22 protein-coding genes are annotated in these 24,442 nt (G+C 65.7%); 14 read left to right on the top strand and 8 right to left on the bottom strand.

The genetic code is table 11. The annotated features are described in order from the left end of the window. The 3 genes from dsbG to dsbD are packed head-to-tail and all read right to left on the bottom strand — an operon-like array spanning position 1 to position 3,309. Positions 1 to 759, bottom strand: coding sequence for a thiol:disulfide interchange protein DsbG (dsbG, locus tag ACODS9_RS20140; protein WP_367856630.1), 759 nt, complete (start codon positions 757 to 759; stop codon positions 1 to 3). A 1-nt stretch (position 760) separates the two neighbouring features. Next, complete coding sequence (locus tag ACODS9_RS20145) at positions 761 to 1,591, bottom strand: TlpA family protein disulfide reductase (RefSeq protein WP_476258795.1); 831 nt, start codon at positions 1,589 to 1,591, stop codon at positions 761 to 763. Beyond that, positions 1,591 to 3,309: a protein-disulfide reductase DsbD gene (dsbD, locus tag ACODS9_RS20150; protein ID WP_489094581.1), complete on the bottom strand. Its 1,719-nt coding sequence runs from the start codon at positions 3,307 to 3,309 to the stop codon at positions 1,591 to 1,593. The genes ACODS9_RS20145 and dsbD overlap by 1 nt, the downstream gene beginning before the upstream one ends. A gap of 200 nt (positions 3,310 to 3,509) precedes the next feature. Here dsbD and ACODS9_RS20155 point away from each other — a divergent pair, with 200 nt between their 5' ends. From ACODS9_RS20155 to ACODS9_RS20165, 3 genes are all read left to right on the top strand, one after another. Then, the gene (locus ACODS9_RS20155) at positions 3,510 to 4,193 is read left to right on the top strand and encodes a response regulator (RefSeq protein ID WP_046856453.1); all 684 of its coding nucleotides are present in this window, start codon (positions 3,510 to 3,512) and stop codon (positions 4,191 to 4,193) included. After that, a complete protein-coding gene (locus tag ACODS9_RS20160; protein ID WP_489094582.1) occupies positions 4,190 to 5,512 on the top strand; it encodes an ATP-binding protein in 1,323 nt (440 codons plus the stop codon). The genes ACODS9_RS20155 and ACODS9_RS20160 overlap by 4 nt, the downstream gene beginning before the upstream one ends. Positions 5,513 to 5,644: 132 nt before the next feature. Continuing rightward, complete coding sequence (locus tag ACODS9_RS20165; protein ID WP_489094583.1) at positions 5,645 to 7,045, top strand: aspartate aminotransferase family protein; 1,401 nt, start codon at positions 5,645 to 5,647, stop codon at positions 7,043 to 7,045. Between the two features lie 93 nt (positions 7,046 to 7,138). Here the strand turns inward: ACODS9_RS20165 and ACODS9_RS20170 are convergent, their stop codons facing one another. Next, complete coding sequence (locus ACODS9_RS20170; RefSeq protein ID WP_489094584.1) at positions 7,139 to 8,071, bottom strand: siderophore-interacting protein; 933 nt, start codon at positions 8,069 to 8,071, stop codon at positions 7,139 to 7,141. A gap of 147 nt (positions 8,072 to 8,218) precedes the next feature. Here ACODS9_RS20170 and pvdP point away from each other — a divergent pair, with 147 nt between their 5' ends. Continuing rightward, positions 8,219 to 9,841: a pyoverdine maturation tyrosinase PvdP gene (pvdP, locus tag ACODS9_RS20175; RefSeq protein WP_401105683.1), complete on the top strand. Its 1,623-nt coding sequence runs from the start codon at positions 8,219 to 8,221 to the stop codon at positions 9,839 to 9,841. A 59-nt stretch (positions 9,842 to 9,900) separates the two neighbouring features. Here pvdP and ACODS9_RS20180 read toward each other — a convergent pair whose 3' ends face one another. Genes ACODS9_RS20180 through ACODS9_RS20190 form a run of 3 tightly spaced genes read right to left on the bottom strand, consistent with a single transcriptional unit; the run spans position 9,901 to position 14,449 of the window. Further along, positions 9,901 to 11,307 carry an efflux transporter outer membrane subunit gene (locus ACODS9_RS20180; RefSeq protein ID WP_489094585.1) on the bottom strand — a complete coding sequence of 469 codons (1,407 nt, stop codon included), beginning with the start codon at positions 11,305 to 11,307 and terminating at the stop codon, positions 9,901 to 9,903. A 3-nt stretch (positions 11,308 to 11,310) separates the two neighbouring features. Beyond that, positions 11,311 to 13,269, bottom strand: a complete 1,959-nt coding sequence (locus ACODS9_RS20185) for a MacB family efflux pump subunit (protein ID WP_489094586.1) — start codon at positions 13,267 to 13,269, stop codon at positions 11,311 to 11,313. Position 13,270: 1 nt separating this feature from the next. Further along, complete coding sequence (locus ACODS9_RS20190) at positions 13,271 to 14,449, bottom strand: efflux RND transporter periplasmic adaptor subunit (RefSeq protein ID WP_489094587.1); 1,179 nt, start codon at positions 14,447 to 14,449, stop codon at positions 13,271 to 13,273. 153 nt (positions 14,450 to 14,602) lie between these two features. On the opposite strand from ACODS9_RS20190, the gene ACODS9_RS20195 reads away from it, so the two are divergent. The 5 genes from ACODS9_RS20195 to ACODS9_RS20215 all read left to right on the top strand — a co-directional run bounded on the left by ACODS9_RS20195 (position 14,603) and on the right by ACODS9_RS20215 (position 17,987). Then, the gene (locus tag ACODS9_RS20195) at positions 14,603 to 15,142 is read left to right on the top strand and encodes a sigma-70 family RNA polymerase sigma factor (RefSeq protein ID WP_401106015.1); all 540 of its coding nucleotides are present in this window, start codon (positions 14,603 to 14,605) and stop codon (positions 15,140 to 15,142) included. Between the two features lie 171 nt (positions 15,143 to 15,313). Further along, positions 15,314 to 15,799: a histidine kinase gene (locus tag ACODS9_RS20200; RefSeq protein ID WP_489094588.1), complete on the top strand. Its 486-nt coding sequence runs from the start codon at positions 15,314 to 15,316 to the stop codon at positions 15,797 to 15,799. 69 nt (positions 15,800 to 15,868) lie between these two features. Beyond that, entirely contained in the window at positions 15,869 to 17,194 is a 1,326-nt protein-coding gene (locus ACODS9_RS20205; protein ID WP_367856623.1) for an MFS transporter, read from the top strand. Between the two features lie 93 nt (positions 17,195 to 17,287). Then, positions 17,288 to 17,584 carry a type II toxin-antitoxin system MqsR family toxin gene (locus ACODS9_RS20210; protein WP_489094589.1) on the top strand — a complete coding sequence of 99 codons (297 nt, stop codon included), beginning with the start codon at positions 17,288 to 17,290 and terminating at the stop codon, positions 17,582 to 17,584. A 1-nt stretch (position 17,585) separates the two neighbouring features. Further along, a complete protein-coding gene (locus tag ACODS9_RS20215; RefSeq protein ID WP_401105695.1) occupies positions 17,586 to 17,987 on the top strand; it encodes a type II toxin-antitoxin system MqsA family antitoxin in 402 nt (133 codons plus the stop codon). 60 nt (positions 17,988 to 18,047) lie between these two features. Here the strand turns inward: ACODS9_RS20215 and ACODS9_RS20220 are convergent, their stop codons facing one another. Further along, complete coding sequence (locus ACODS9_RS20220) at positions 18,048 to 19,712, bottom strand: electron transfer flavoprotein-ubiquinone oxidoreductase (protein ID WP_367856620.1); 1,665 nt, start codon at positions 19,710 to 19,712, stop codon at positions 18,048 to 18,050. Positions 19,713 to 20,255: 543 nt separating this feature from the next. On the opposite strand from ACODS9_RS20220, the gene ACODS9_RS20225 reads away from it, so the two are divergent. From ACODS9_RS20225 to ACODS9_RS20245, 5 genes are all read left to right on the top strand, one after another. Continuing rightward, complete coding sequence (locus ACODS9_RS20225; RefSeq protein ID WP_046856442.1) at positions 20,256 to 21,005, top strand: electron transfer flavoprotein subunit beta/FixA family protein; 750 nt, start codon at positions 20,256 to 20,258, stop codon at positions 21,003 to 21,005. Continuing rightward, entirely contained in the window at positions 21,006 to 21,935 is a 930-nt protein-coding gene (locus ACODS9_RS20230) for an electron transfer flavoprotein subunit alpha/FixB family protein (RefSeq protein ID WP_038705728.1), read from the top strand. An 86-nt stretch (positions 21,936 to 22,021) separates the two neighbouring features. After that, positions 22,022 to 22,843 carry a substrate-binding periplasmic protein gene (locus ACODS9_RS20235; RefSeq protein WP_023631442.1) on the top strand — a complete coding sequence of 274 codons (822 nt, stop codon included), beginning with the start codon at positions 22,022 to 22,024 and terminating at the stop codon, positions 22,841 to 22,843. A 9-nt stretch (positions 22,844 to 22,852) separates the two neighbouring features. Beyond that, positions 22,853 to 23,206 carry a DUF4398 domain-containing protein gene (locus tag ACODS9_RS20240; RefSeq protein ID WP_102683122.1) on the top strand — a complete coding sequence of 118 codons (354 nt, stop codon included), beginning with the start codon at positions 22,853 to 22,855 and terminating at the stop codon, positions 23,204 to 23,206. After that, complete coding sequence (locus ACODS9_RS20245) at positions 23,203 to 24,012, top strand: OmpA family protein (protein ID WP_046856439.1); 810 nt, start codon at positions 23,203 to 23,205, stop codon at positions 24,010 to 24,012. Before ACODS9_RS20240 ends, ACODS9_RS20245 begins: the two co-directional genes overlap by 4 nt. The last annotated feature ends 430 nt before the right edge of the window (positions 24,013 to 24,442 follow it).

Consider the following 24,442-nt stretch of genomic DNA (forward strand, 5'->3'; position numbering starts at 1 on the left):
TCAGCGTTTGCCGAGGATCTTCCCGAGCATCTCCGGCCGCGGCGCGCCTTGCTGGCTCTGCAGCTGCCCCTGCTCGTCCTGATAGAAGATCGCCGGGGTTGCCGCCAGGCCCAGTTCTTCCATCAACGCCAGGTTCGCCTCGAGCTTCTTCTGTACCGCCTCCGGTACCTTGTCCAGCGCCTTGAGCGTGCTGGCCTTGCCGGCCTTCTCGTGTTCCTGCAGGGCCTTGGCCGGGTCCTTGGCCGCGAGCAGCGCGGCGGACTTGCCCGGGCTGTCCTCGCGGATGATGCCGACCATGATGTGGCGCAGCTGTACCTTGCCTGACTCGACCCAAGGCCGGGCCTGTTGCCAGAACATGTTGCAGTAGGGGCAGTTGGGGTCGCTGAACAGGTAGACGGTACGCGGCGCGTCGACCTTGCCGTCCTGGATCCAGGCGGTCTTTTCCATTTTCGCCCACACGGCCTTGCTCATCGGTGCGTACACCAGTTTTTCCAGCGGCTCGGCACTGAGGTCCTTGCCTTGCTCGTCGAACAGGCTGCCGACCAGGACGTGCTTGCCGTCGGGGGTGAGGTACAGGGCAATACCGTTGTTGTGGTACTCGGCGGCATAGCCGCGCAGCCCGTTGGGGGCGTCGAAGCTGCCCTTGATCACGGCGCCCTTGGCCTGCAGTTGCTGGATCGCCTTGGGCAGCTCCTCGGCTTGCAGCGTGGGTGTGGCGAGCAGGGCGAGGGTCAGGGGCAGCAGCGCATTCAATCGCATGTCAGTTTCCTTGTGGGGCGGGCGCGTTGGCGCGTTCGAAGGGTTCCAGGGCGTGGCGCAGGCTGGCGCGCGACAGTTCGCCCAGGTGGCTGCCGACCAGCCGCCCTTCGGCGTTGTAGAACAGGGTAGTGGGCAAGGCCATGGAGCCGACCTTGCGGGCCAGCTCGCCCGTTCCGTCGAACAGTACGTTGGAGAGGGTCAGGCCGGTGGTGGCCATGAAGGTGCTGACGTTCTCCGGGGTCTCCCCCTGGTTGACGAACAGGAAGGTCACATGGGGATAGTCGTCCTCGGCCTGTTGCAGCACCGGCATCTCGCGACGGCAGGGTGGGCACCAGGTGGCCCAGATGTTGATCACCAGTGGGCGGCCGCGGTAGTCGTGCAGGGCCACCGCCTGGCCGCGGCTGTCGCGCAGGCTCATGTCGGGTAGCTCGGTGCCTTTGCTGTAGAGATGGCTGGCCAGGCTGGCGAGCCCCCAGAACAGGGCGCCGCTGAACAGCGCCCAGCCCAGCGGGCGGCGCAGGCCCGGGCGGCGCCAGCCTTGCCACAGGGTGCCGAGGACGATGCCCAGCAGCCCGCCCCAGAGCAGGAAGCCGCCGTCGCGGATGTCGATGACTTGCAGCAGGTCGTCACGGTACATCGGCCAGTAGGCGAGGACAAAACCCAGGCGGGCAAACAGCAAGCCCAGCAGGAACAGGTTGAACAGCGCCGACTCGGGGTTTTCGCCGCCGCGCCTGGCGACCCGCCAGCCGACCAGGCTGGCGATGCCCAGTGCGGCAAGCAGCAGCAGGTGGTTGAGGGCCATGGTCAGCGGCCCGAGGGTGATGGTGAGCATCAGCCTTGGCTCCTGGTCTGGGCCCAGTGCTGGAGGAATCCGGCGGCGTCGATTTCACCGGTGATGCGGCGGGCGCGACGTTCCTCGCCCTCCGGGCCGACCCAGATCAGGCTGGGCGGGCCCGGAACCTGGTAGCGTTGCAGCAGTTCTCGGCTGGCCGGGGAGTCGGCGGTCACATCCAGGCGCAGCAGGTGCACATCGTCAAGGCTGGCCTGGACATCGGCACGGGCGAACACCTGCTTCTCCATGACTTTGCACGACACGCACCAGTCGGCGTAATAGTCCACCAGTACCCATTGGCCACGGGCTTTGGCGGCATCGAGTTCACGTTGCAGCTCGGACGGTGCGCTGACGGTGACAAAGGCGTCGTGGCCGCTGGCGGGGGCCGCGGCCGTGCTCTTGCCGGCAAAAGGCTGCAACGGCTGCCACACATCGTTGCCACCGGCTGCGGCGCCCACCAGCAACAGGCCACCCCACAGCGCGCCCAGCAGGGGGATCGCACGCAAGGCCGGCAGGCGCTGCAGGGCAGGCCAGGCGGCCCACCCTAGGGCGACCAACCAGGCGCCGGCCAGGGCCAGTACCAGCGTTTCCGGCAGCAGGCCGCGCACGGTGTACAGGGCCATGGCCAGGAACACGAAGCCGAACAAGCCCTTGACCAGGTTCATCCAGGCGCCCGGGCGTGGCAGGTAGCGATTGCCCAGGGTGACCAGCAGCAACAGCGGGACACCCATGCCCAGGCCGAGGGCGAACAGCACCAGTGCCCCTTGCAGCACGTCGCCGCTCTGGGCGATGAACAGCAGCGCGCCGGCCAGTGGCGCGGTCATGCAAGGGCCCAGCAGCAAGCCCGACAGGGCGCCCAGCAGCGCCGCGCCATACAGGTTGCCGCCACGGGTGCCTTGCCCGGCGCGGTCCAGGCGGTCACGCAGGGCGGCTGGCAGTTGCAGTTCAAAGGCACCGAACATCGGCAGGGCGAGCAGCACGAACAGCCCCGCCAGGCTACCCAGCAGCCAGGGTTGTTGCAGCCAGGCCTGCAGGCTGGCGCCCAGCAGCGCGGCGATCACGCCGAGTGCGGCGTACACCAGGGCCATGCTCAACACATAGACGCCGGCCAGCCACCAGCCACGGCGAGCGCTGGCGCCATTGCCCAGGACCAGCCCGGCGAGGATTGGCAGCATCGGCAGCGAGCAGGGGGTGAAGGCCAGCAGCAGGCCCAGGCCGAAGAAGGCCAGCAGGCTCCAGGCCAGGCTGTCCTGCTGCAGGGTGCCGGCCAGGGCCTGGTCGCTGGCCTGGTCGGCAGCCGGCGTTGCCGCAGCCGCCCCGCCAAGGGCGATCGGGGTGGTCTGCGGCGGATAACATAGCCCTGCGTCCGCGCAGCCTTGCCAGCCCAGGCGCAGCTCACCGCTGGCGTTGGCCGGCAGCAGCAGCTCGAGTTCGGTGCGGTAGACCGCGCTGTCACCGAAGAACTCGTCGTGGTGGTTCTCGGCCTGGGGCAGGGGTGGGTGCTGCTCGGGGGGCAGGCCTTCGAACTTCAGGCGTTTCTGGTAAAGGTAGTAGCCGTCCTTGATCTGGAAATGCAGGCGCATCTGGCCGTTTTCCAGGCGGTCGTGGGTCAGCACGAAGGCTTCGTTCACCGGCAGGAAGTCCGGTTTGACCGCGAACGGGTTGGCCTGTAGAGGGCCGGCGAGCAGGAATGTCAGGAAAAGCAGGAGAACACGCATGTCGACGCCTTGGCAGAACTTTGAAGGAGGCCATGCTGGCCTTGGGTTATTAACTGAAGGTTAAGCTGGTCCTAGGACCATTGGTGGGAGAGTTGCAGCGCCCGATGCTATCAGCCCGACGAACGTCGCCAAACCGGTTCATAATCCCCCCTTAATGATCAACCTGTGCAATGCCATCTTCCCTACCCAGGAGCTCCCCCATGCACGTTCTGCTCTGCGAGGACGACGACCTGATCGCCAGCGGCATCTGCGCCGGCCTCTCGGCCCAAGGCCTGACCGTGGACCGGGTGGCCAGCGCCTCGCAGGCCCGGCAGATGCTGCAGACCGCCAAGTTCGACGTGATGATCCTCGACCTGGGTCTGCCCGACGAAGACGGCCTGAAGCTGCTGCGCCGCCTGCGCCAGCAGGGCGAGATCCTGCCGGTACTGGTGCTCACTGCCCGTGACGCGGTCACCGACCGGGTCGATGGCCTGCAGGCCGGCGCCGACGATTACCTGCTCAAACCCTTCGACCTGCGCGAACTGGCCGCCCGCCTGCACACCCTGCTGCGCCGGGTGGCCGGGCGGGCGGTGAACGTGATCGAGCATGGCCCGCTGCGCTACGACCCCAGCAGTTGCGAGGCGAGCCTGGCTGGCCGGCCACTGGACCTGTCGCGGCGTGAACAGGCGCTGCTCCAGGCGTTGCTGCAGAACCCGGGGCGCGTGCTCTCCAGCGAGCAGCTCAAGGACTGCGTCTATGGCTTCGGCGACGAAGTCGAGAGCAATGCGCTGAACGTGCATATCCACCACCTGCGGCGCAAGCTGGGCAACAGCATCGTCGAGACCGTGCGCGGCCTGGGTTACCGCCTGGGCCCGGCCCAGGCGCCGGAGGAGGCCGCATCATGAGCCTGCGGGTACGCCTGTCGCTGATCCTCGGCAGCGTGTTCATCGTCATCTGGGTGCTGGCGGCAGCGTGGATGCTGCGTGACCTGCGCCAGCAGATGATGTTCTCCCTCGACCAGCGGCTGGTGGCCTCGGCACGCATGGTCGCGGGGCTGATCGACCAATTGCCGCAGCCGCTGACCGCCAAGGGCCAGGATGCGCATTTCTCCGCCGACCAGTTCAGCGTGCCGGATGGCATGGCCTGCCAGGTCAGCTCGTTGCGCGGCGAGATCCTCGCCAGCAACCACAAGCACGATGGTGCCATGGACGACGAGCGCAGCGGGTTCCGTGACCAGACCATCGATGGCGCCTCATGGCGTACCTTCACCTACAACCATGGCGACGTGCGTATTACCACCGCCGATCGTCACCAGGAGCGCGAGGCGCTGAACCAGTCGATCCTGCTGGCGGCCTCGGCCCCGGTGTTCATGGCCCTGCTGGGCAGCCTGGGGTTGTTGTGGATCGGCCTGGGCAAAGGCCTGGAACCGCTCAATCGCATGCGCGATGCCTTGCGCAGGCGCCGCGCCGACAGTGTCGAACCCTTGCAGGTGGCCGGGTTGCCCAGCGAATTGCAACCGTTGCTCGACACCCAGAACCAGCTGTTCCTGCGCATCGCCCAGACCCTCGAGCGTGAACGCCGCCTGACCGACGACGCCGCCCACGAACTGCGCAGCCCGTTGACCGCGATCAAGACCCACCTGCAGGTAGCGCGCATGACTGATGGCGCGGTGCGCGAACAGGCGCTGGAACACGCCGAGCAGGGTACCGACCGCATGCACCGCACGCTGGAGCAGTTGCTGATGCTGGCGCGGGTCGAGGGCAGCCTGTCGTTCGATGACGGCGTGCAGTGCAGTGCCGCCCAGGTTGCCCGGCAGGCCATCGAGGATGCCGGTGGCGGCGACAACCGGCGCATTCACCTGCATCTGCCCGAGGAGGCGGCCAAGGTCTACCTGAGCATGCCGGCGCCGCTGGCGGTGGCGGCACTGCGCAACCTGCTGGACAACGCCCTGCGCCATGGCGGCGATGCCGCCGTGGAGCTGGATGTGCAGGCGCAGGACGGCCAGGTGGATTTCCTCGTCCGCGACCATGGTCCAGGTATCGCGCAGGGCGACCTCGAACACCTGACCGAGCGCTTCTGGCGCAACGGCCAGAGCGGCGGCTGCGGCCTGGGGCTGGCGATCGTCCAGGCCATCGTCCAGCGCTGTGCCGGCAGCCTGCGTTTCGACAGCCAGGCCGATGGCTTGCGGGTGCGCCTGCAGGTGCCGGCACGCTCAGGGAGTTGATCCGCAACAAATCCGACGGCAACCGCTAAATCCGCACCTCGCTGAAGCGTTTTTCAAGCGATAAGAACCCGACACACATCCGGTTACAGGGCGCGTGGCGGGCACATTCGCTTGCTTGCGAGGGATTTTCCGATGTCGACCGCTTCCAGCCTTGCCCAGGTGCTGCCGGCCACCGCGCCGCGCCCGCTGTACGAATTCGAGGACTCACCCCTGCTGCTGCGCCAGCAACAGCAGGAGTCCAACGCCCGTAGCTACCCGCGGCGCATCCCGCTGGCGCTCAAGCGCGCCCGTGGGCTTTACGTCGAGGACGTCGAGGGCCGCCAGTTCATCGACTGCCTGGCCGGTGCCGGCACGCTGGCTTTGGGCCACAACCATCCGGTGGTGATCGACGCCATCCAGCGCGTGCTGGCCGACGAGCTGCCACTGCATACCCTGGACCTGACCACGCCGGTCAAGGACCGGTTCGTCCAGGACCTGTTCGGCCTGTTGCCCGAGGGCCTGCGCGGCGAAGCCAAGATCCAGTTCTGCGGCCCGACCGGTACCGATGCGGTGGAGGCCGCGCTCAAGCTGGTGCGTACCGTGACCGGGCGCAGCACCGTGCTGGCGTTCCAGGGCGCCTATCATGGCATGACCCAGGGCGCCCTGAGTCTGATGGGCAGCCTGGGGCCGAAAAAGCCACTTGGCGCGCTGCTGAACAATGGCGTGCAGTTCCTGCCTTACCCCTATGACTACCGTTGCCCGTTCGGGCTGGGTGGCGAGGCGGGCGTGCGCGCCAACCTGCACTACCTGGAAAACCTGCTGAACGACCCCGAAGCCGGGGTGGCGCTGCCGGCAGCGGTGATCGTCGAGGTGGTGCAGGGCGAGGGCGGTGTGATCCCTGCCGATATCGAGTGGTTGCGCGGGCTGCGCCGGATCACCGAGCAGGCCGGGGTGGCGCTGATCGTCGACGAGATCCAGAGCGGCTTCGCCCGCACCGGCAAGATGTTCGCCTTCGAGCACGCCGGCATCGTGCCTGACGTGGTCACCCTGTCCAAGGCCATCGGCGGCAGCCTGCCGCTGGCGGTGATGGTCTACCGCGACTGGCTCGACCAGTGGTCGCCGGGCGCCCATGCCGGCACCTTCCGTGGCAATCAGATGGCCATGGCGGCGGGCTCTGCGGTGATGAAGTACCTGGTCGAGCACCGCCTGTGCGAGCACGCCGAGGCCATGGGCCAGCGCCTGCGCGGGCACCTGCAGCGGTTGCAGCAGGACTATCCGCAGCTTGGCGACATTCGTGGCCGTGGCTTGATGCTGGGCGTGGAGCTGGTGGACCCGGCGGGCAAGCGCGACGCGCAGGGGCATCCGCCGGCATGCCGCAGCCTGGCGCCGAAGGTGCAGCGCGAGTGCCTGCGCCGCGGCCTGATTCTCGAGCTGGGCGGCCGCCATGGTGCTGTGGTGCGCTTCCTGCCGCCGTTGATCATCAGTGCCGAGCAGATCGATGAAGTGGCCGCCAGATTTGCCGAAGCCGTCGCGGCGGCGGTCAAGGCCGGTTGATGTTCCGGGGCTGCGTTCAGCCCCTTCGTCTTGTTGGTCAGGACCCCATCGCCGGCAAGCCGGCGATGGGGCGCAAGGCGCCCCTGTTCATGTTCAGTCGAACACGCGCCCGGCGCGCCAGTAGCCCATCAGCGTCAGGCTTTCTCGCGGCAGTCCGCGCTCCTTGATCAGGTAGCGGCGGATATCCATGACAGTCCCCGACTCCCCGGCGATCCAGGCATGGAAGTCGCCGTGTTCGCCGCAGGCCTGTTCCCACAGGATGCTTTCGTCGATATCCACGTCTTCCAACTCGACCGTCGACGCGCCACGCAGCGCCGGCAGGCTGGCCAGCTCGCGCACGGCGTGCTGCATGCCTTGGCCGTGCTCGCTGCGCAGCAGGTCGCGTGGCAGCCAGTGCAGGCGGGTGGCCGGGCTCTGGCGCAGGTCGAGACAGTCGGCTTCCAACGGGACTTCGATGAAGGCTTCCACTGCCAGCTCCGGCGCGGTCGTGACCAGCTGTTCGAGGATGCCGGCAATCGCCGGCAGGGCGGTTTCGTCGCCGATCAGCAGAATGCGCCGGGCGCTGCGTGGTGGTTTCCATTCATAGCCGCCGGGGTCGTCGGCATACGCCAGGTTGGGGGCGACCATCTGCAGGCGATCGCCGACGCGGGCGTGGGTGGCCCAGGCCGAGGCGGGGCCATTGACGCCGTGCAGGACAAAGTCCACATCCACCTCCAGCGCCTCGCGGCGCAGGGCGCGGATGGTGTAGGTGCGCATGGGCGGCATGTCTTGCGCCGGCAGTTCGCGCCGCGCCTGCTGCCATTGCGCGTGCTTGGGCAGGTTGGATGGCGCGCCGGCTGGCGTCGGAAACAGCAACTTCACACGCTGGTCGGGGGCCACGGTGGTCATCTGCGCGACGTCCTCGCCGGTGAAGACGAAGCGCGTCAGTGAGGGACTCAGGGGTTCGATGGCCTTGAGGTCGAGGTCGAAGAGCCGGTAGGGCGTGGCCTGGGCAGCAGGTGCCAGGCGGGCAAGCGGGGAGGTCATGGGCATGCCTCTGTCAGCGGGAGATACCCATCAGACGAGCGCACTGCGCGGTTAATTAGCCGGGGTGTGCCGCGCCTAAATTTCCCTGGCCCGCCTACGTTCTAGCTTGGATAGCAGTCGCGGCACGCGAAGACGGATTGAGGCGCAATGACAATTTCCCGACGAGGATTCATCGCCGGCCTGGCTGTGGCGGGCGCCACAGGCACGGCGGCCTATTACGCGCACAAGCAACTGACCCATGATCCCGAGGACGACATCGTCACGCCTGGGGAAGCCAGCGTCGAGCTGGCCGACTACGCAGGCCAGATGCTCGCGGACCAACTGCGCGGCGTCTGGGAAATCCGCTTCGAGGGTGCCGAGCGCGGCCTGGATGGGCTGCCCCAGCAAGGTGTCGAGATGTTCCTCGACGTCGCCACCAAGGGGCGCGGTCTGCGCGGTTTCGTCGATACCGGCGAGCGCTTGCGTGGGGCTGGCGAGCCGGCCTACCGGGTGCTGGGCGACCTGGTCGGCGCGAGCAGCGCGCAGGTGCGCTGGCGCCTGATCAACCAGCATGGCGGGCCGGGCTATGAGTGCGTGGCCAGTCTGGACGAAGTCTGGGCCGAGTTCGCCAATGCCGGCAGCGGCACGCTGACCGGACGCGTGCAGCGTCTGGATCGGCCGCTGACCCTGCCGGTGCCCGACAGCCGCTTCGTCGCGGTCAAGCGGTTGTTCCCCGAGGCCCGTGAGCGCCTGCCTTATACCCCCGAGATGCTGGCCTGGGTGGTCGGTGCCGAACACCGCTTGTTCCACCAGCTCTGGCATGCCACCCGTGACCAGTGGCACAAGTTGCCGCAGAACAAGCAGGACGCCCTGCGTGGCCTGGGCTGGCAGCCCGGGCCCAGGGACCATGAGCGCGATGCCCGTGGCCCGCGCAAGCACCGCAATGGCTCGGGTATCGATTTCCTGTTCATGCACCGGCACATGCTGATGCATGCACGCACCTTGCAGGACCTGCCCTCCTGGCAGCGCTTCCCGCTGCCGCAGCCGAGCGTCGAGTTCGACCGCGCAGGCTTTGCCCGCTATTTCGACAACCACGACGGCTACTGCGTGCCGCCGACCTGGCAGGCGCCGGGCGACGAGGCCTATGGCCAGTGGGTCGGGGCAATCAAGGCCGGCGAAACCTATTGCAGCAACTTCCAGGTGTGGGAGTCGCAGTACCAGGACCCGTTGTACCTGTCGAAGCTGACCCTGGGGGCCTTCGGTTCGGAACTGGAGATGAACCTGCACGACTGGCTGCACATGTGCTGGGCGTCGGTTCCGCGTGATCCGAACAATGGCGCGCCGGTGCCGTTCGCCCGTGACCAGGCCGACTTTGCCGCGCGCTGGTTCGAGCCCGAAAACGATTTTCTCGGCGACCCGTTCTCGTCCCATGTCAATCCGGTGTTCTGGGGGTTCCATGGCTGGATCGACGACCGCATCGACGACTGGTTCCGGGCCCATGAGCGCTATCACCCCGGCCAGGTACGGCGCCTGGAGGTCAATGGCGTGCCCTGGTTCGCCCCGGGCCGCTGGGTCGAAGCCGGCGACCCGTGGCTGGGCCCGGACACCCATGGCTGCAGCACGCAGCCAGGCATGCGCCTGGGCAAGTCGGTGGAGATGGACGTGGAGACCATGAAGCTGGCCCTGCGTATCACGTTCGGTGACGAGGAAAAGCTGGATAGCCTGCTGCGCAAGGTGCCGCAGCGCCCCTGGTACGCGCGCCACCTGTCACTGAAGAACATCGTGCCCTGATCACCCCATGTCCCTGCAAGCGCGGGCAAACCCGCGCCTGCAGGGATTTGTCGCGTGCCCTACAGTTTGCCCGGCGTCTGCCAGCCCCCACCCAATGCCTTGTACAGCGCCACGCTACCCTGCAACTGCTCCAGGCGCAGCTGTGCCTGCTGGTCCTGGGCCAGGTACAGCGTGCGCTGGGTTTCGAGCACTGTCAGCAGGGTCTCGGCGCCGGCGGCGTAACGTTGCTGGGCCAGGTCGAAGGCGATGCGTGCCTGTTCCACCTCCTGGTCCTGCCAGCGGCGCTGGCGTTCAACACCGGCGATGGCGTTCAAGGCTTTCTCCACATCCGCGAAGCCCGCCAGGATGCTGCCGCGGTACAGCTCCAGCAATTCCTCCTGTTCGGCGCTGGCCTGGTCCCGTGCGGCGCTGAGTCGGCCGTTGTTGAAGATCGGCGCGGCGAGGCCTGCAGTCAGGGTGTAGTAGGGGCTGTCGAAGACATTGGGCAGGGTGCGCGCACCGCTGCCCAGGTTCGCGCCGAGTATCAGGCGAGGCAGCATGGCCGCCCGGGCCACCTGAATGTTGGCGCTGGCCGCCGCCAGGCGCGCTTCGGCGGCGGCGATGTCCGGCCGCCGGCCGAGCAGTTCGCTGGGCACGCCGCTGCCGATACTGGGCCACTGTATGTTGCTGATCATTTCGCGATTGTCGGGCAGGGCCTGCACCGGGTCGCCCAGCAGGGTGGCGAGGACGATGCGGTTGTCCTGGCGGCGCTGTTCGAGCAACGGCAGCTGGCGTTCCTGGGCAGCCACCAGGCTGCGCTGCTGGGCCAGTTCCAGGCGGGTGGCCGAGCCTGAGCGTTCGCGCGCCTCGACCAGCCCCAGCACGTCGCGGGCATTGTCCAGGTTGAGCCGGGCGATGCGCAGTTGCTCGTCGAGTGCCAGGCCTTGCAGGTAGCTGTCGGCCACGGCGCTGACCAGGGTCAGCTCGACGGTCTGGCGATCGAAACGGCTGGCATCCAGGCTGCGCAGCGCGCTGTCGCGGGTGGCGCGCAGGCCGCCCCAGAAATCGATCTCGTAGCTGGCGCTCAGGCGGGTGCCGAACGAGGTGCTGGTGCGCTCGCTGCTGCTGGCGTCGAGCTGGTCATTGCCTTCGCCACGCAGCAGGCGCTGGCGGCTGCCATCGAGGCCGGCCTGTACTTCGGGTAACAAGGGGGCGCCGGCGATCACCGCGCTGGCCTGGGCCTTGCGCACCCGCGCCGCGGCCGCCGCCAGGTCGTGGCTGTTCAAGCGCGCGCGTTCGACCAGCCGGTCCAGTTCCAGGCTGGCAAAGGCGCGCCACCACTGGCTGTCCGGCTGCGTCTGGTTGGCGCTGGTCGGCCCTTGCCAGGCTGGCGGGGTGTCGATGTTCGCCGCAGGCGGCGGCGGGGTGCTGCAGGCGGCCAGGCCAAGGCTCAGGGCCAGCAAGCTGATACGGCAGGGGATCGTCATGGGTTATTCGCTGGTAAGGGCCTTGACCGGGTCGAGGCGGGCGGCCTTGCGGGCCGGCATGAAACCGAATACCACGCCAGTGATCACGGCGCAGGCAAAGGCGCCGAGGATGGCGGGCAGGGCGAAGGCCACGGCGATGTCGGCCAGCAACAGGCTGCCGCCGATGGCCAGGGCCAGGACGATGCCGGTCACGCCGCCGACCATCGACAGCATCACCGCCTCGGTGAGGAACTGGCGCAGGATGTCGCGCTGGCGCGCGCCGGTGGCCATGCGGATGCCGATCTCGCGGGTGCGTTCGCGCACGGTCATGAGCATGATGTTCATCACGCCGATGCCACCCACCAGCAGGGAGATCGCGGCAATCGCACCGAGCATCAGCGACAGGCTGTTCTGCGTGCGGGCCTCGGCCTGGATCAACGCGGCGTCGTTGGTCAGGACGAAGTCATTCTTGCCCTGGTGGCGCTGCAGCATCAGGCGCTCGATCGCCTGCTCGGTCTCTTTCACCCGGCTGGAGTCCAGGGCGGCAATGGTGACGTATTCCGGGTCGCGGCTGCCGAACAGGCGGATGGAGGCGGCGGAGTAGGGCACCACCACGCGCTCGTCGCTGTCCTCGCTGCCGGAGCTGGCGCCTTTGCCCTGGAGCACGCCGATCACCTGGAACGGCACGTTGCCGATCAGCAGGTACTGCCCAAGCGGATTGCTGCCCGGGCCGAACATCTTGTCACGCACCTTCTGCCCGATCACGGCCACGGCGGCGCCGTTGGCTTCGTCGGCCTCGCTGTAGAAACTGCCCTCGACCACGGGCCAGTTGAATATCTCGGGGAACCAGGTGTTGTTGCCGCCAACGTAGAACTGCTCGCCCTTGTTGCCGTGGCGCACCATGAGCTTGTCGCCGATCACCGGCATGACCCGTTTGACCTGGGGCAGCTCGCCGATGGCATCGACATCGTCGAGGGTGACGATGCCCACCAGCTCCTCGGAGGAGTGCTTGCCGTTGAGGTAGAGGATATTCGAGCCGAATGCGGCCATCTGCGCCATGACCTGGCGCTTGCTGCCCTCGCCGACCGCGAGCATGACCACCACCGAAGCGACACCGATGATGATGCCGAGCAGGGTCAGCGCGGTGCGGAAGCGGTTGATCCACATCACTCGCCAGGCAGCCTGCAGGGATTCGACCAGTTCGCCTTTCCAGGCGCCGCGCTGGGTGGCGCCGCGGTCCAGGCGCTGGCGCAGGTCGTCGGCCTGCAGTTGCCGGGGGATGTCGGCCGATGGCTGGCTGGGCGAGTCGCTGACCACTTCGCCGTCGCGCACTTCGATGATCCGCTGGGCGCGGGCGGCGACTTCACGGTCGTGGGTGATGAGGATGATCACGTGGCCCTGGCTGGCCAGTTCGTCGAGCAGGGTCATCACCTCGGCGCCGCTGTGGCTATCGAGGGCGCCGGTGGGCTCGTCGGCGAGGATGATGTGCCCGCCGTTCATCAGCGCCCGGGCGATCGACACCCGCTGCTGCTGGCCGCCGGACAACTGGTGCGGGCGGTTGCCGGTGCGGCTGGCCAGGCCCAGCCGCTCGAGCAGGGCGTGGGCGCGGGCATGGCGCTCGGCGGGCGGGGTGCCGGCGTAGATGGCCGGCATCTCGACGTTCTCCTGGGCCGAGCCCGAAGGAATCAGGTGATAGCCCTGGAACACGAAGCCGAACGCTTCGCGACGTAGCCAGGCCAGCTCGTCGCTGTCCAGTTCGGCCACGTCCCGGCCTGCGAAGCGGTAGCTGCCCGAGGTGGGGCGGTCGAGGCAGCCGAGGATGTTCATCAAGGTCGATTTGCCGGAGCCCGAGGCGCCGACGATGGCGACGAACTCGCCGGGGTGGATGCTCAGGCTGATGCCGCGCAACACCTCGACCCTGGGCGAATCGACACCGCCGTAGACCTTGCGGATGTCGCACAGCTCGATCAGGGGCGTGGCCATCTCAACCCCCACTGGCGGCAGGCAGGCCGATGACCAGGCGCTCGCCTTCGTTCAGGCCTTCGAGAATCTGCACCCGCAGACGGTCGCTCAAGCCGGTGCGCACCTGGCGCGCCTCGACCTGGCCCTTGCTGTTCAGCACCTGGGCCAGGCGCACGCCGTCGCCGGGGGTGTCGTCCAGCGCGGCCAGGGGCACGCTGAGCACCTGGCTGGCTTGTCCGGCGACGAAGAACACCTGGGTGGTCATCTCTGCCATCAGGGCGCCGTCGGGGTTGTCCACGTCCAGCAGTACGGTGTACTGCACCACCTTGCTGCCGGTGGTGCCGGCAGTGGCGCTGGCCGGGCTGCCACCGCCCTGGCTGGTCTGGTCCAGCGGCTTGGGGGGTACCGGCAGGATCTGGCGCACGGTGCTGGTCCAGCGGCGCTTGCCACCGGCCAGGGTGTTGAAGTAGGCGGTCATGCCCGGCTTGACCTTGCCGATGTCGGCTTCGGACACCTGGGCCCAGACGGTCATCGGCGAGAGCTTGGCGATCCGCAGGATCAGCGGGGTCTGCTGCTGGGCATTGAGGGTCTGGCCTTCGCGGGCGTCCACTGCCACCACGGTGCCGCTCATGGGCGCGTAGATGCGCGTGTAGCCCAGTTCTGCCTCGTCGCTGCGCAGGCTGGCCTGGGCCTGGCGGATCTGTGCCAGGTACATGTCGATGCGGGCCTGGGTCACCTTCAGTTGCGCCTGCGCCGTCTGCAGGTCTTCCTGGCGGGTGGCGCCGGCGGCGGCCAGGCCGTGCTGGCGCTGGTACTGCTGCTGGGCAAGCTGGTATTGCGCACGCTGTTCGGCCAGCTGGGCCTTGAGGTTCTCGATCGAGTAACGTCCGGCATCGAGCTTGGCCTGTTGCGTGGAGGGGTCGATCTCCACCAACAACTGGCCCTGGCGCACTTCGTCACCGGCCTCCACATGCAACTTGCGAATCTGCCCCGAGGCCTGGGCGCCGACGTCGACGTAACGGCGCGGTTGCAGGGTGCCCAGGGCGGTGACGCTGCTTTCGATGTCGGCGCGCAGCACCGGCACGGTGCTGACCGGTGCGCCACCGAGCGGCAGGCCCTGCCAGGCTACCAGGCTGCCGAGGCCGGCCAGGCCCAGGGCGCCGAACAGCACTCGGCGGCGGGTATTGGATGTGCGTGTCATGCGGGCTTCCAGCCGGAGGTAGTGGCCGAGTGCCGCACGGGGCATGCGCTCGGGGGTCCCAGTTAAACGAATGTAATAGTTGGCGATTTAACGCATTAAGGGGGTGGTCTGCGTGTTGCTGCGAATAATTATAATTTGTAAGATCGCACACTGATATTATCCAGACCCGCTGCGCCTGCCTACCAGCGCTCGAGCAGGGAGACGACAGGTGCCGTCGTGGAACATTATTATCGCGAGTTGGTGAGCTTCCTGTCCGCCCGGCTTGGCAATCGCCAGGCGGCCGAAGACGTCGCCCATGATGCCTACATCCGGGTGCTGGAACGCACGGAAGGCGAGCGTATCGAACACCCGCGCGCGTTTCTTTATCGCACGGCGATGAACCTGGTGGTCGATCATCATCGGCGCCACCAGGTGCGTCAGGCCGAGCCGCTCGAGGTGCTCGACAGCGACGAACGCTGGCACAGCCCCGCCCCGACCCACAGCATGCAGCTCGACCAGCGCCTGGCGCTGATGCAGCAGGCCTTGGGCGAGTTGAGCGCGCCTTGCCGTGAGAGTTTCCTGCTGCGCAAGCTCGAGGGCCTGTCGCACCAGCAGATCGCCGAGCGCCTGGATATTTCCCGCAGCGTGGTGGAAAAGCACATTGTCAACGCGATGAAGCACTGTCGCGTGCGCATGCGCCAGTGGGAGTCCTGAGCGGGTTGCCAGCGTATGTGAAAATTCCGTGAGTCGGCGACTTGATTTCTCCCGGGTTCACGACAACTATCAATAAAGACCCCCCGTCCAGGCGTTCTGCCTGACGTTGCCGTTCCCGGCGCAGTATGGTCATGGAGCCACCGTCATTACCCTACTGCCCAGGTCCGGACGATGCCTAACAAATCCATGCGCATCCTCATCGCCGACGAGCATCCCGCCCAGCGCCTGCAGCTGGAAAGGATGCTCAATGGCCTGGGTTATTACCGTATCGCCCCTGTCGAGAGCTTCGAGGACCTGCAGCGCCTGGTGCACAGTGCCTTGCAACCGTTCAATCTGCTGGTGGGCAACATCGAACTGGCCAGTCATGCGGGGGTCGACCTGGCGCGTTTCTGCCGGGTCAGTTCGCAGATCCAGCACGCGCTGCTGTACCACTCGCCGCAACTGAAAGTGCCAGCGGTGCCGCCGAGTGACCGGCATGCGGTCAGCATCAGCCTGCCCCATGCACCCGACAGCGAGGCGCTGGAGTCGTTCATGGCGATCATCGACCTGCCGGTGCTGGTCGGGCAGGTGCCACTGCCACCGGGGCTGGCGGGGGCTTCGAACTATTCGCGGCGGCGCACCAACCTCGCGCAGACGGTGTTCTGCCGCAACTCCTGAAGCACGGGCGGCCACAGGCCCAAGGCTTTTGCTATCCTCTTGGCCTTTTGCCACGTTGCGGAAGCTGCCATGACTGCGCTCGATACCACCCGCCCGCCACGGTTCAGCCGTAGCGACCACCGGACCCTGGGGCTGGCCGCGCTGGGTGGTGCCCTGGAAATCTACGATTTCATCATCTTCGTGTTCTTTGCCCTGACGCTCAGCCAGCTGTTCTTCCCGCCCGAGATGCCGGAGTGGCTGCGCCTGCTGCAGAGCTTCGGGATCTTCGTCACCGGTTACCTGGCCAGGCCGCTGGGCGGCATCCTCATGGCCCATTTCGCCGATCACCTGGGGCGCAAGCGGGTGTTCAGCCTGAGCATCCTGATGATGGCGCTGCCGTGCCTGCTGATCGGGGTGATGCCGACCTACGCCGACATCGGCTACGCCGCGCCGCTGATCCTGCTGGCGCTGCGCATCTTGCAAGGGGCGGCGGTGGGCGGCGAGGTGCCCAGTGCCTGGACGTTCGTTGCCGAGCACGCGCCAGTCGGGCGTCGTGGCTATGCGTTGGGCTTCCTGCAAGCCGGGTTGACCTTCGGCTACCTGCTCGGGGCGCTGACCGCGACCTTGCTGGCGCAGCTGTTCACGCCCCAGGAAATTCTCGACTACGCCTGGCGCTATCCCTTCCTGTTGGGTGGAGTGTTCGGTGTGATCGGGGTCTGGTTGCGCCGTTGGTTAAGTGAAACGCCCGTGTTCCTGGCGTTGCGCGAACAGCGCGAGCAGCCGGTGGCATTTCCGTTGCGCAGCGTGCTGAGCCGACACCGTCGGGCATTGATTCCGGCGGCACTGCTGACCTGCGTGCTGACCTCGGCGGTGGTGGTCCTAGTGGTGATCACCCCGACGGTGATGCAGCAGCGCTTCGGCATGAGCGCCGGGCATACGTTCGCGCTGAGCAGCGTGGGCATCGTCTTCCTCAATATCGGCTGTGTGCTGGCCGGTTTGCTGGTGGACCGTATGGGGGCGTGGCGAGCATTGATGATCTACAGCCTGTTGCTGCCGCTGGGCATCGGCGCGTTGTACGCCAGCCTGGTGGGGCAGTGGGGCATGACCTGGCTGGCCTATGCCCTGGCCGGCCTGTGCTGTGGCGTGGTGGGGGTGGTGCCGTCGGTGATGGTCGGGCTGTTCCCGGCCGATATCCGCGTGTCGGGCATCTCCTTCACCTACAACATCGCCTATGCGCTGTGGGCCAGCACCACACCGCTGGCGCTGATCGCACTGATGCCATGGAGCCCCTGGGTGTGTGTCGGGTTTTGTCTGATCATGGGCGTGGTCGGGCTGTTGACGGCGTTGTATTTCGGGCGTCGCGAGCCCTTGGTATTCGGTGTCGAGGCGATGCCGCTCATGTGTGGTGACAAATGAGGCGGTAGGGCGCTGGCCATGGTGGGGCAGACTTCCAGGTGAGGTTATTGGAATAACCTATTAGCTAAAAATAACCTGGAAGGTTAATTTCTCATGGAGAAGAGAACGCCGCATTGCCCTTTGGAGCGCGTGCGACTGCTGATGAGTCAAGGCAAGATCCGATCGACGCGAGCCGCGACCCAGGGCGCCCATGCGCTTGGTCTGCAACCTAGGCATATCTTTGATGCCGTCCGAGGGCTTTCGTCTTCTGATTTCTACAAAAGCATGACGACTTATCACGATCATAGGCATTGGCAGGACGTCTATCACGTTCACACTCCATTCGGCTGGGTCTATCTCAAGCTGGCGGTGATGGACGACGTACTGGTCGTGTCTTTCAAGGAGCTTTGAAATGAAATGTCCCATGTGTGGAGGCGCAGAGCTGGTTGCCCAGGCTCAGGACATGCCCTATCGCTACAAAGGCCAGGATACGTTGATCCCCGATATAGTCGGGGATTACTGCCCGGTCTGTGGCGATGCGGTGCTGGCCATGGAAGAAGCCGAGCGTTTGAGTGATCTGATGCGGGCTTTCGACCGACAGGTCAATGCCGCTGCTGTCGACCCAGGCTTCATCGCCGCCGTTCGCCGCAAATTCGACCTTGATCAGCGTGAGGCCGGCGAGATCTTTGGCGGCGGCGTCAACGCCTTCTCCCGTTATGAAAATGGCAAGACTCGCCCACCAGTATCATTGATCAAGCTCTTCAAGCTACTAGACCGCCATCCTGAGCTGTTTGAGGAAGTGCGCAGTGCCTGACAAGCAAAAGCCCCCAGGCCTCATGGCCAGGGGGCTTTTGCTTGTTGCCAGTGGCAGGGCCTACATGTTCGGGTAGGTCGGCCCGCCGGCGCCTTCAGGGGTGACCCAGGTAATGTTCTGGGCCGGGTCCTTGATGTCGCAGGTCTTGCAGTGCACGCAGTTCTGCGCGTTGATCTGGAAGCGCTTGTTGCCGTCTTCCTGGGTGATCACTTCATAAACGCCCGCCGGGCAGTAGCGCTGCGCCGGTTCGTCGTACAGTGGCAGGTTGCTGGCGATCGGGATGTTCGGGTCGGCCAGCTTCAGGTGGCAGGGTTGTTCCTCTTCGTGGTTGGTGCTGGAGAGGAATACCGAGCTGAGCTTGTCGAAGCTGAGCTTGCCGTCGGGTTTCGGGTAGTCGATCTTTTTCGAATCCGCCGCGAGCTTGAGGCAGGCATAGTCCGGCTTGGTGTCGTGCAGGGTGAACGGCAGCTTGCCGCCGAACCAGTTCTGGTCGACGTAGTTGAACGCAGCGCCCAGGATCGGACCGAACTTGTGCATGGCCGGGCCGAAGTTGCGGCTGGCGAACAGCTCTTCATGCAGCCAGCTGGCCTTGAACGCGCTGACGTAGCTGTTGAGCTGGTCACCGCCCTCGCTGCCGGCGATCAGTGCGTCGGCTACCGCTTCGGCGGCGAGCATGCCGGACTTCATCGCGGTGTGGCTGCCCTTGATCTTGGCGAAGTTCAGGGTGCCGAGGTCGCAGCCGATCAGCGCGCCGCCGTTGAACACCATCTTCGGCAGCGAGTTGAAGCCGCCTTTGCAGATGGCGCGGGCGCCGTAGCTGATGCGCTTGCCGCCTTCGAGGTACTGGCTGATCACCGGGTGGTGCTTGAGGCGCTGGAACTCGTCGAACGGCGACAGGTACGGGTTGGCGTAGGACAGGTCGACGATCAGGCCGACCACCACCTGGTTGTTCTCCAGATGATAGAGGAACGAACCACCGGTATTGTCCTTGGCCATCACGTCCAGCGGCCAGCCGGCGGTGTGCACCACCAGGCCCTGCTCGTGCTTGGCCGGGTCGATCTCCCAGATTTCCTTGAGGCCGATGCCGTAGTGCTGGACGTCGGACTCGTTGTCCAGGTCGAAGCGCTTGATCAGTTGCTTGCCGATGTGGCCACGGCAGCCTTCGGCGAACAGGGTGTACTTGGCGCGCAGTTCCATGCCCGGGGTGTACAGGCCGTCCTTCGGATTGCCTTCGCGGTCGACACCGAGGTCACCGGTAATGATGCCGCGGACCACGCCGTTTTCGTCGAACAATGCTTCCTGGGCGGCGAAGCCCGGGTAGATCTCGACGCCGAGGTTCTCGGCCTGCTGGGCCAGCCAGCGGCACAGGTTGCCCAGCGAGATGATGTAGTTGCCCTGGTTGTGCATGGTCTTGGGCACGAACAGGTCAGGCACTTTTGTCGAGCTGCCGGCATCCTTGAGCACATAGATGTCGTCGCGCTTCACTTCGGTGTTCAGCGGCGCGCCCAGTTCTTTCCAGTCGGGGAACAGTTCGTTCAGGGCACGCGGTTCGAACACCGCGCCGGAGAGAATATGGGCGCCGACTTCGGAGCCTTTCTCGACCACGCAGACGCTGATCTCGCTACCGGCTTCGGCGGCCTTCTGCTTCAGGCGGCAGGCGGCGGACAGGCCCGCCGGGCCTGCGCCGACGATGACCACGTCGAATTCCATGTATTCGCGTTCCACAGGTTCTCTCCTACTCAAGGCTCATCGCGTTGCTTGTCTTTTATGGGTGTTCACGGTCACGTGCGGCGTTCAGGTGCTGTAGCTTCGCAGGTGATGGACTACACCGTTTTGTCTTGGCCGCGCATTATATCTACACCACTTGGCGGGTCCAATACAAACGTTTGTTTGAATTTGCCGGAGGCCCGTAAAATCACAGGTAGGCGGCTGAGGGCTGGCCAATTTGCCGTATTGACCGGATTGGGTGTTACGGTCAAGATACGAGCGCTTTCGCGTTCGCCGTAGGCTGACCGTCGGGCGCAGGTGCACCCCTAAAGACCGGGCGTAGAGCAGGGTTTGCGGGCCGAATCAGGTGTTGTAGTGGAGTCTACACGGCACCACAGGAAATGACCCGCGGGTTTTGGACCTTCAGGGTCGTAACAGGACTGATCGGTCAACTGAACTTTACTGCTGTCGACACGTTTTTAGAGGTGCCCTTGTACCCACGCGCATTCGCCGGGCAGCCCCCAGGCGACATTCTTTTCACCGGAGAGTAACGAGGAATCCATGAAGGTTCTTGTAGCTGTCAAACGAGTGGTCGACTACAACGTCAAGGTTCGCGTCAAGGCGGACAACTCCGGCGTCGACCTTGCAAACGTCAAGATGTCCATGAACCCCTTCTGCGAAATCGCCGTGGAAGAAGCCGTGCGCCTGAAAGAGAAAGGCGTGGCGAGCGAGATCGTGGTCGTTTCCGTAGGCCCGGCCAGCGCCCAGGAGCAACTGCGTACCGCCCTGGCCCTGGGTGCCGATCGCGCCATCCTGGTCGAAGCCGCCGACGAGCTGAACTCCCTGGCCGTGGCCAAGGCACTGAAAGCCGTAGTCGATAAAGAGCAGCCGCAGCTGGTCATCCTCGGCAAGCAGGCGATCGACAGCGACAACAACCAGACCGGCCAGATGCTGGCCGCGCTGACCGGCTTCGCCCAGGGCACCTTCGCCTCCAAGGTTGAAGTTGCCGGCGACAAGGTCAACGTCACCCGCGAAATCGACGGTGGCCTGCAGACCGTTGCGCTGAACCTGCCAGCCATCGTCACCACCGACCTGCGCCTGAACGAGCCGCGCTACGCGTCGCTGCCGAACATCATGAAGGCCAAGAAAAAGCCGCTGGAGACCGTTACTCCAGACGCGCTGGGCGTGTCCATCGCCTCCACCAACAAGACCCTCAAGGTCGAAGCGCCTGCCGCCCGCAGCGCGGGTATCAAGGTCAAGTCGGTGGCCGAACTGGTCGAGAAGCTGAAGAACGAAGCGAAGGTAATCTAAATGACTATCCTGGTTGTCGCTGAACACGAAAACGGTGCCGTAGCTCCGGCCACCCTGAACACTGTCGCTGCCGCCGCCAAGATCGGTGGTGATATCCACGTCCTGGTCGCCGGCCAGAACGTCGGTGGCGTCGCCGAGTCCGCCGCCAAGATCGCAGGTGTCGCCAAGGTGCTGGTCGCGGATAACGCCGCCTACGCCCACGCCCTGCCGGAAAACGTCGCGCCGCTGGTCGTCGAGCTGGCCAAGGGTTACAGCCATGTGTTGGCCCCGGCCACCACCAACGGCAAGAACATCCTGCCACGCGTCGCCGCGCTGCTGGACGTCGACCAGATCTCCGAGATCATCTCGGTGGAATCGGCCGATACCTTCAAGCGCCCGATCTACGCGGGTAACGCCATTGCTACCGTGCAGTCGAGCGCTGCCGTGAAGGTTATCACCGTGCGTACCACCGGCTTTGACGCCGTGGCCGCCGAAGGTGGTTCGGCTGCCGTCGAAGCCGTCGCCGCCGCCCACGACGCTGGCAAGTCGGCCTTCGTCGGCGAAGAGCTGGCCAAGTCCGACCGCCCAGAGCTGACCGCTGCCAAGATCGTCGTCTCCGGCGGCCGTGGCATGGGCAATGGTGACAACTTCAAGCACCTGTACGCCCTGGCCGACAAGCTCGGTGCTGCCGTGGGCGCCTCGCGCGCCGCGGTCGACGCCGGCTTCGTGCCGAACGACATGCAGGTCGGCCAGACTGGCAAGATCGTTGCGCCACAGCTGTACATCGCCGTCGGTATCTCCGGCGCGATCCAGCACCTGGCCGGCATGAAGGACTCCAAGGTGATCGTCGCGATCAACAAGGACGAAGAGGCGCCGATCTTCCAGGTGGCCGACTACGGCTTGGTCGCCGACCTGTTCGAAGCGGTTCCAGAGCTGGAAAAGCTGGTCTGATCCGACTGCTTCACTTATAAAGAACCCGGACCGCCCCTGGCGGTCCGGGTTTTTTCATGATTTTTTTCAGGGGCGGGAGAGGGTGCATGGCGTTTCGCTGGAGCAAGGGAGGGCTGGCCTGTGTGCTGGCGTTGCTGTCGACTCAGGCCTTGGCGGTGGGTAAATGCGAGCGCCTGGTGGCCACCGGCAGCCCGGATGCGCCACCGTATTCCTGGCAGGATCCGCAAGACCCCAAGCACCTGATCGGCGCCAATGTCGACCTGCTTCGCCAAGTCGCCGCCGAGCTTGGGGTGAAGGTCGAGGTGCTGCACGCCGGCAAACGCGAACAGGCGCTGGAGGAAGTGCGCAGCGGGCGCATGGACCTGCTGCTCGACACGCCGATGCAGGTAACCCAGCTGACCAGCCTGGACTATATCCACCCGGCCTTGCAGCTCAATGAATACCTGGTCTGGACCCGTCACGACGCGCCCCTGGTGTTCGACGGCCCGGCCGACCTCGCCCGCTACCAGGGCGCCCTGTCGGAGAAGGCCCGCCTGACACCGGCCTTCGAGGCGTTCGCCAAGGCCCAGCTCAAGCTGGAACCGGCGCAGAATCTGACGCAGGCCTTCCAGAAACTGGTGCTTGGCCAGGTCGACTATGTGCTGGCCGGGCGTTACTCGGGCATGGCCATGGCCCAGAGCCTGGGGGTGGGTAACGACCTTATCGCGCGGGGCTTGCCGGTGGACCGGCCAGGGTTGTACCTGACGGTGTCGCACAACTCGGCCTGCAACGACAGCTGGTTGCGCGGACAACTGGCGAAAAAGCTGACAGAATTGCCGATCTCCGGGGCGAGCGAGGCTGTGCTGCAGCGCAATGTCGAGCGTTGGAAGGCGCAGATGCAGGCGTCGCAGGGTGCCCCCAAACAGTAGGAAGCGTGTGTGAGAATCCAACCCTTGATGCTCGCCCTGGCCGTGCTTGGCCTGGCCGGCTGTGCCAATGACCCGGCACCCAATGAACAGCTGCGCTTGTCCGAGCAGGCGCTTGAGCAGGCCAAGGCGGTCGGTGCCACCGAGCAGGTGCCGGAGTTCAAGTTGGCCGAAGACAAACTGGCCCGCGCCAAGAGCAACATGCTCGGTGAAAGCTATCGCGACGCACGCATGCGCGCCGAGCAGGCCGAGCTCGATGCCCGCCTGGCCGAGGCGCGGGTGCTGAACCAGAAAAGCGAGGAGCAGTTGCAGGTGTTGCAATCGCGTATCAAGCGTCTGCGTAAACAGCTGGAGGTGCAGCCATGAGCCGCTTCAAACCCATGGCCGCGTTGGCCTTGCTGGCCCTGGTGGGGTTGCAGGGCTGCGCCAGCCAGCGCAGCGAGTCGGCGCTGGACGACGCCAGTGCCGCGTTCCAGAAGGTCAAGGACAATTCCGACGTGCTGCGCAGCGCGCCCCGTGACGTGATCCGGGCCGGCGAGTCGCTGGGGCGCGCGGAGCGTCTGGCTGGTTATGTCGGCACCGGCAGCGATGTACGCCATTACGCCTACCTCAGCCAACGTTACAGCGAGATCGCCAGTGAGCATGCCAAGCTGGCGCTGAATCAGGAGCGACTCACCAAGCTCGACCTGGAGCGCCAGCGCCTGCAGCTGGCCCTGCGCGAGGCCAAGCTGGCGAGCGTGCAGCAGCAAGGCAAGTTCGTCGAGGCGCAGATTGTCGCGCTGGCGTCCGAGCAGACTGACCGCGGCCTGGTGATGACCCTGGGTGACGTGCTGTTCGACACAGGCCAGGCCGACCTCAAGAACTCGGCCAGCCGCACCGTGCTCAAGCTGGTGCAGTTCCTTCAGCTCAATCCGCGTCGAGTGGTGCGGATCGAGGGCTATACCGACAGCACCGGTGCGGCGGAAGAGAACCTGAAGTTGTCCCGTGATCGTGCCCAGTCGGTCGCCGACATGCTGGTTGACCTGGGCGTGGATGAAAAGCGCATCCAGGTCGAGGGCTATGGTGACCAGTACCCGGTGGAAGCCAATGCCTCGGAGCGGGGCAGGGCGCAGAATCGTCGGGTAGAGATCGTCTTCTCCGACGACAAGGGCAAGCTCGCTCCCGCACGCTGAGCCCCGCCTCTTCGATCATGAGCATGTCGCATCGGCGCACCGATGCGACAGCCAATAAATGATCAGCTGCCACACAAACATTTGTGCTTTTCGTCTTGCTCCTGATCCTGCTCCTCCTCTTGCTCTGCTTCTAAGCGCGCAATAGTCCAGGCGCCGCTAATTGCGACTTCAGGAGGCCGAACGCAGGGTTTGCGCAGGGAGGTGACGGGCATGGATGCCCGTCAAGCGCCGATCAGGCCATGGATGGCCCGTCGGCGCGTCCTCCCGGAGCGAGCCCGGAGTGAGGGGACCCCGAAGCGAAGCGTAGGGGCCGGATGAATGGAGCCAGCGGTTTTTGCCTTCTTTTGCCCGCGTGTATGGACTTGAGACATCGCTGACACATGTGCGGGGACATGGTGGACACATTATCGCTTACCGTCGGGGTTGTTGA

The sequence above is a fragment of the Pseudomonas sp. FG36 genome, assembly GCF_057809275.1.

What these genes read in the sequence shown, in the direction of transcription:
- ACODS9_RS20185 (WP_489094586.1), bottom strand. Translation starts at nt 13,269, where the DNA reads ATGGCCACGCCCCTGATCGAGCTGTGCGACATCCGCAAGGTCTACGGC.
- dsbD (WP_489094581.1), bottom strand. Translation starts at nt 3,309, where the DNA reads ATGCGTGTTCTCCTGCTTTTCCTGACATTCCTGCTCGCCGGCCCTCTA.
- ACODS9_RS20155 (WP_046856453.1), top strand. Translation starts at nt 3,510, where the DNA reads ATGCACGTTCTGCTCTGCGAGGACGACGACCTGATCGCCAGCGGCATC.
- ACODS9_RS20215 (WP_401105695.1), top strand. Translation starts at nt 17,586, where the DNA reads ATGAAATGTCCCATGTGTGGAGGCGCAGAGCTGGTTGCCCAGGCTCAG.
- ACODS9_RS20180 (WP_489094585.1), bottom strand. Translation starts at nt 11,307, where the DNA reads ATGACGATCCCCTGCCGTATCAGCTTGCTGGCCCTGAGCCTTGGCCTG.
- ACODS9_RS20235 (WP_023631442.1), top strand. Translation starts at nt 22,022, where the DNA reads ATGGCGTTTCGCTGGAGCAAGGGAGGGCTGGCCTGTGTGCTGGCGTTG.
- ACODS9_RS20200 (WP_489094588.1), top strand. Translation starts at nt 15,314, where the DNA reads ATGCCTAACAAATCCATGCGCATCCTCATCGCCGACGAGCATCCCGCC.
- ACODS9_RS20165 (WP_489094583.1), top strand. Translation starts at nt 5,645, where the DNA reads ATGTCGACCGCTTCCAGCCTTGCCCAGGTGCTGCCGGCCACCGCGCCG.
- dsbG (WP_367856630.1), bottom strand. Translation starts at nt 759, where the DNA reads ATGCGATTGAATGCGCTGCTGCCCCTGACCCTCGCCCTGCTCGCCACA.
- ACODS9_RS20190 (WP_489094587.1), bottom strand. Translation starts at nt 14,449, where the DNA reads ATGACACGCACATCCAATACCCGCCGCCGAGTGCTGTTCGGCGCCCTG.
- ACODS9_RS20145 (WP_476258795.1), bottom strand. Translation starts at nt 1,591, where the DNA reads ATGCTCACCATCACCCTCGGGCCGCTGACCATGGCCCTCAACCACCTG.
- ACODS9_RS20245 (WP_046856439.1), top strand. Translation starts at nt 23,203, where the DNA reads ATGAGCCGCTTCAAACCCATGGCCGCGTTGGCCTTGCTGGCCCTGGTG.
- pvdP (WP_401105683.1), top strand. Translation starts at nt 8,219, where the DNA reads ATGACAATTTCCCGACGAGGATTCATCGCCGGCCTGGCTGTGGCGGGC.
- ACODS9_RS20160 (WP_489094582.1), top strand. Translation starts at nt 4,190, where the DNA reads ATGAGCCTGCGGGTACGCCTGTCGCTGATCCTCGGCAGCGTGTTCATC.
- ACODS9_RS20230 (WP_038705728.1), top strand. Translation starts at nt 21,006, where the DNA reads ATGACTATCCTGGTTGTCGCTGAACACGAAAACGGTGCCGTAGCTCCG.
- ACODS9_RS20225 (WP_046856442.1), top strand. Translation starts at nt 20,256, where the DNA reads ATGAAGGTTCTTGTAGCTGTCAAACGAGTGGTCGACTACAACGTCAAG.
- ACODS9_RS20170 (WP_489094584.1), bottom strand. Translation starts at nt 8,071, where the DNA reads ATGACCTCCCCGCTTGCCCGCCTGGCACCTGCTGCCCAGGCCACGCCC.
- ACODS9_RS20205 (WP_367856623.1), top strand. Translation starts at nt 15,869, where the DNA reads ATGACTGCGCTCGATACCACCCGCCCGCCACGGTTCAGCCGTAGCGAC.
- ACODS9_RS20210 (WP_489094589.1), top strand. Translation starts at nt 17,288, where the DNA reads ATGGAGAAGAGAACGCCGCATTGCCCTTTGGAGCGCGTGCGACTGCTG.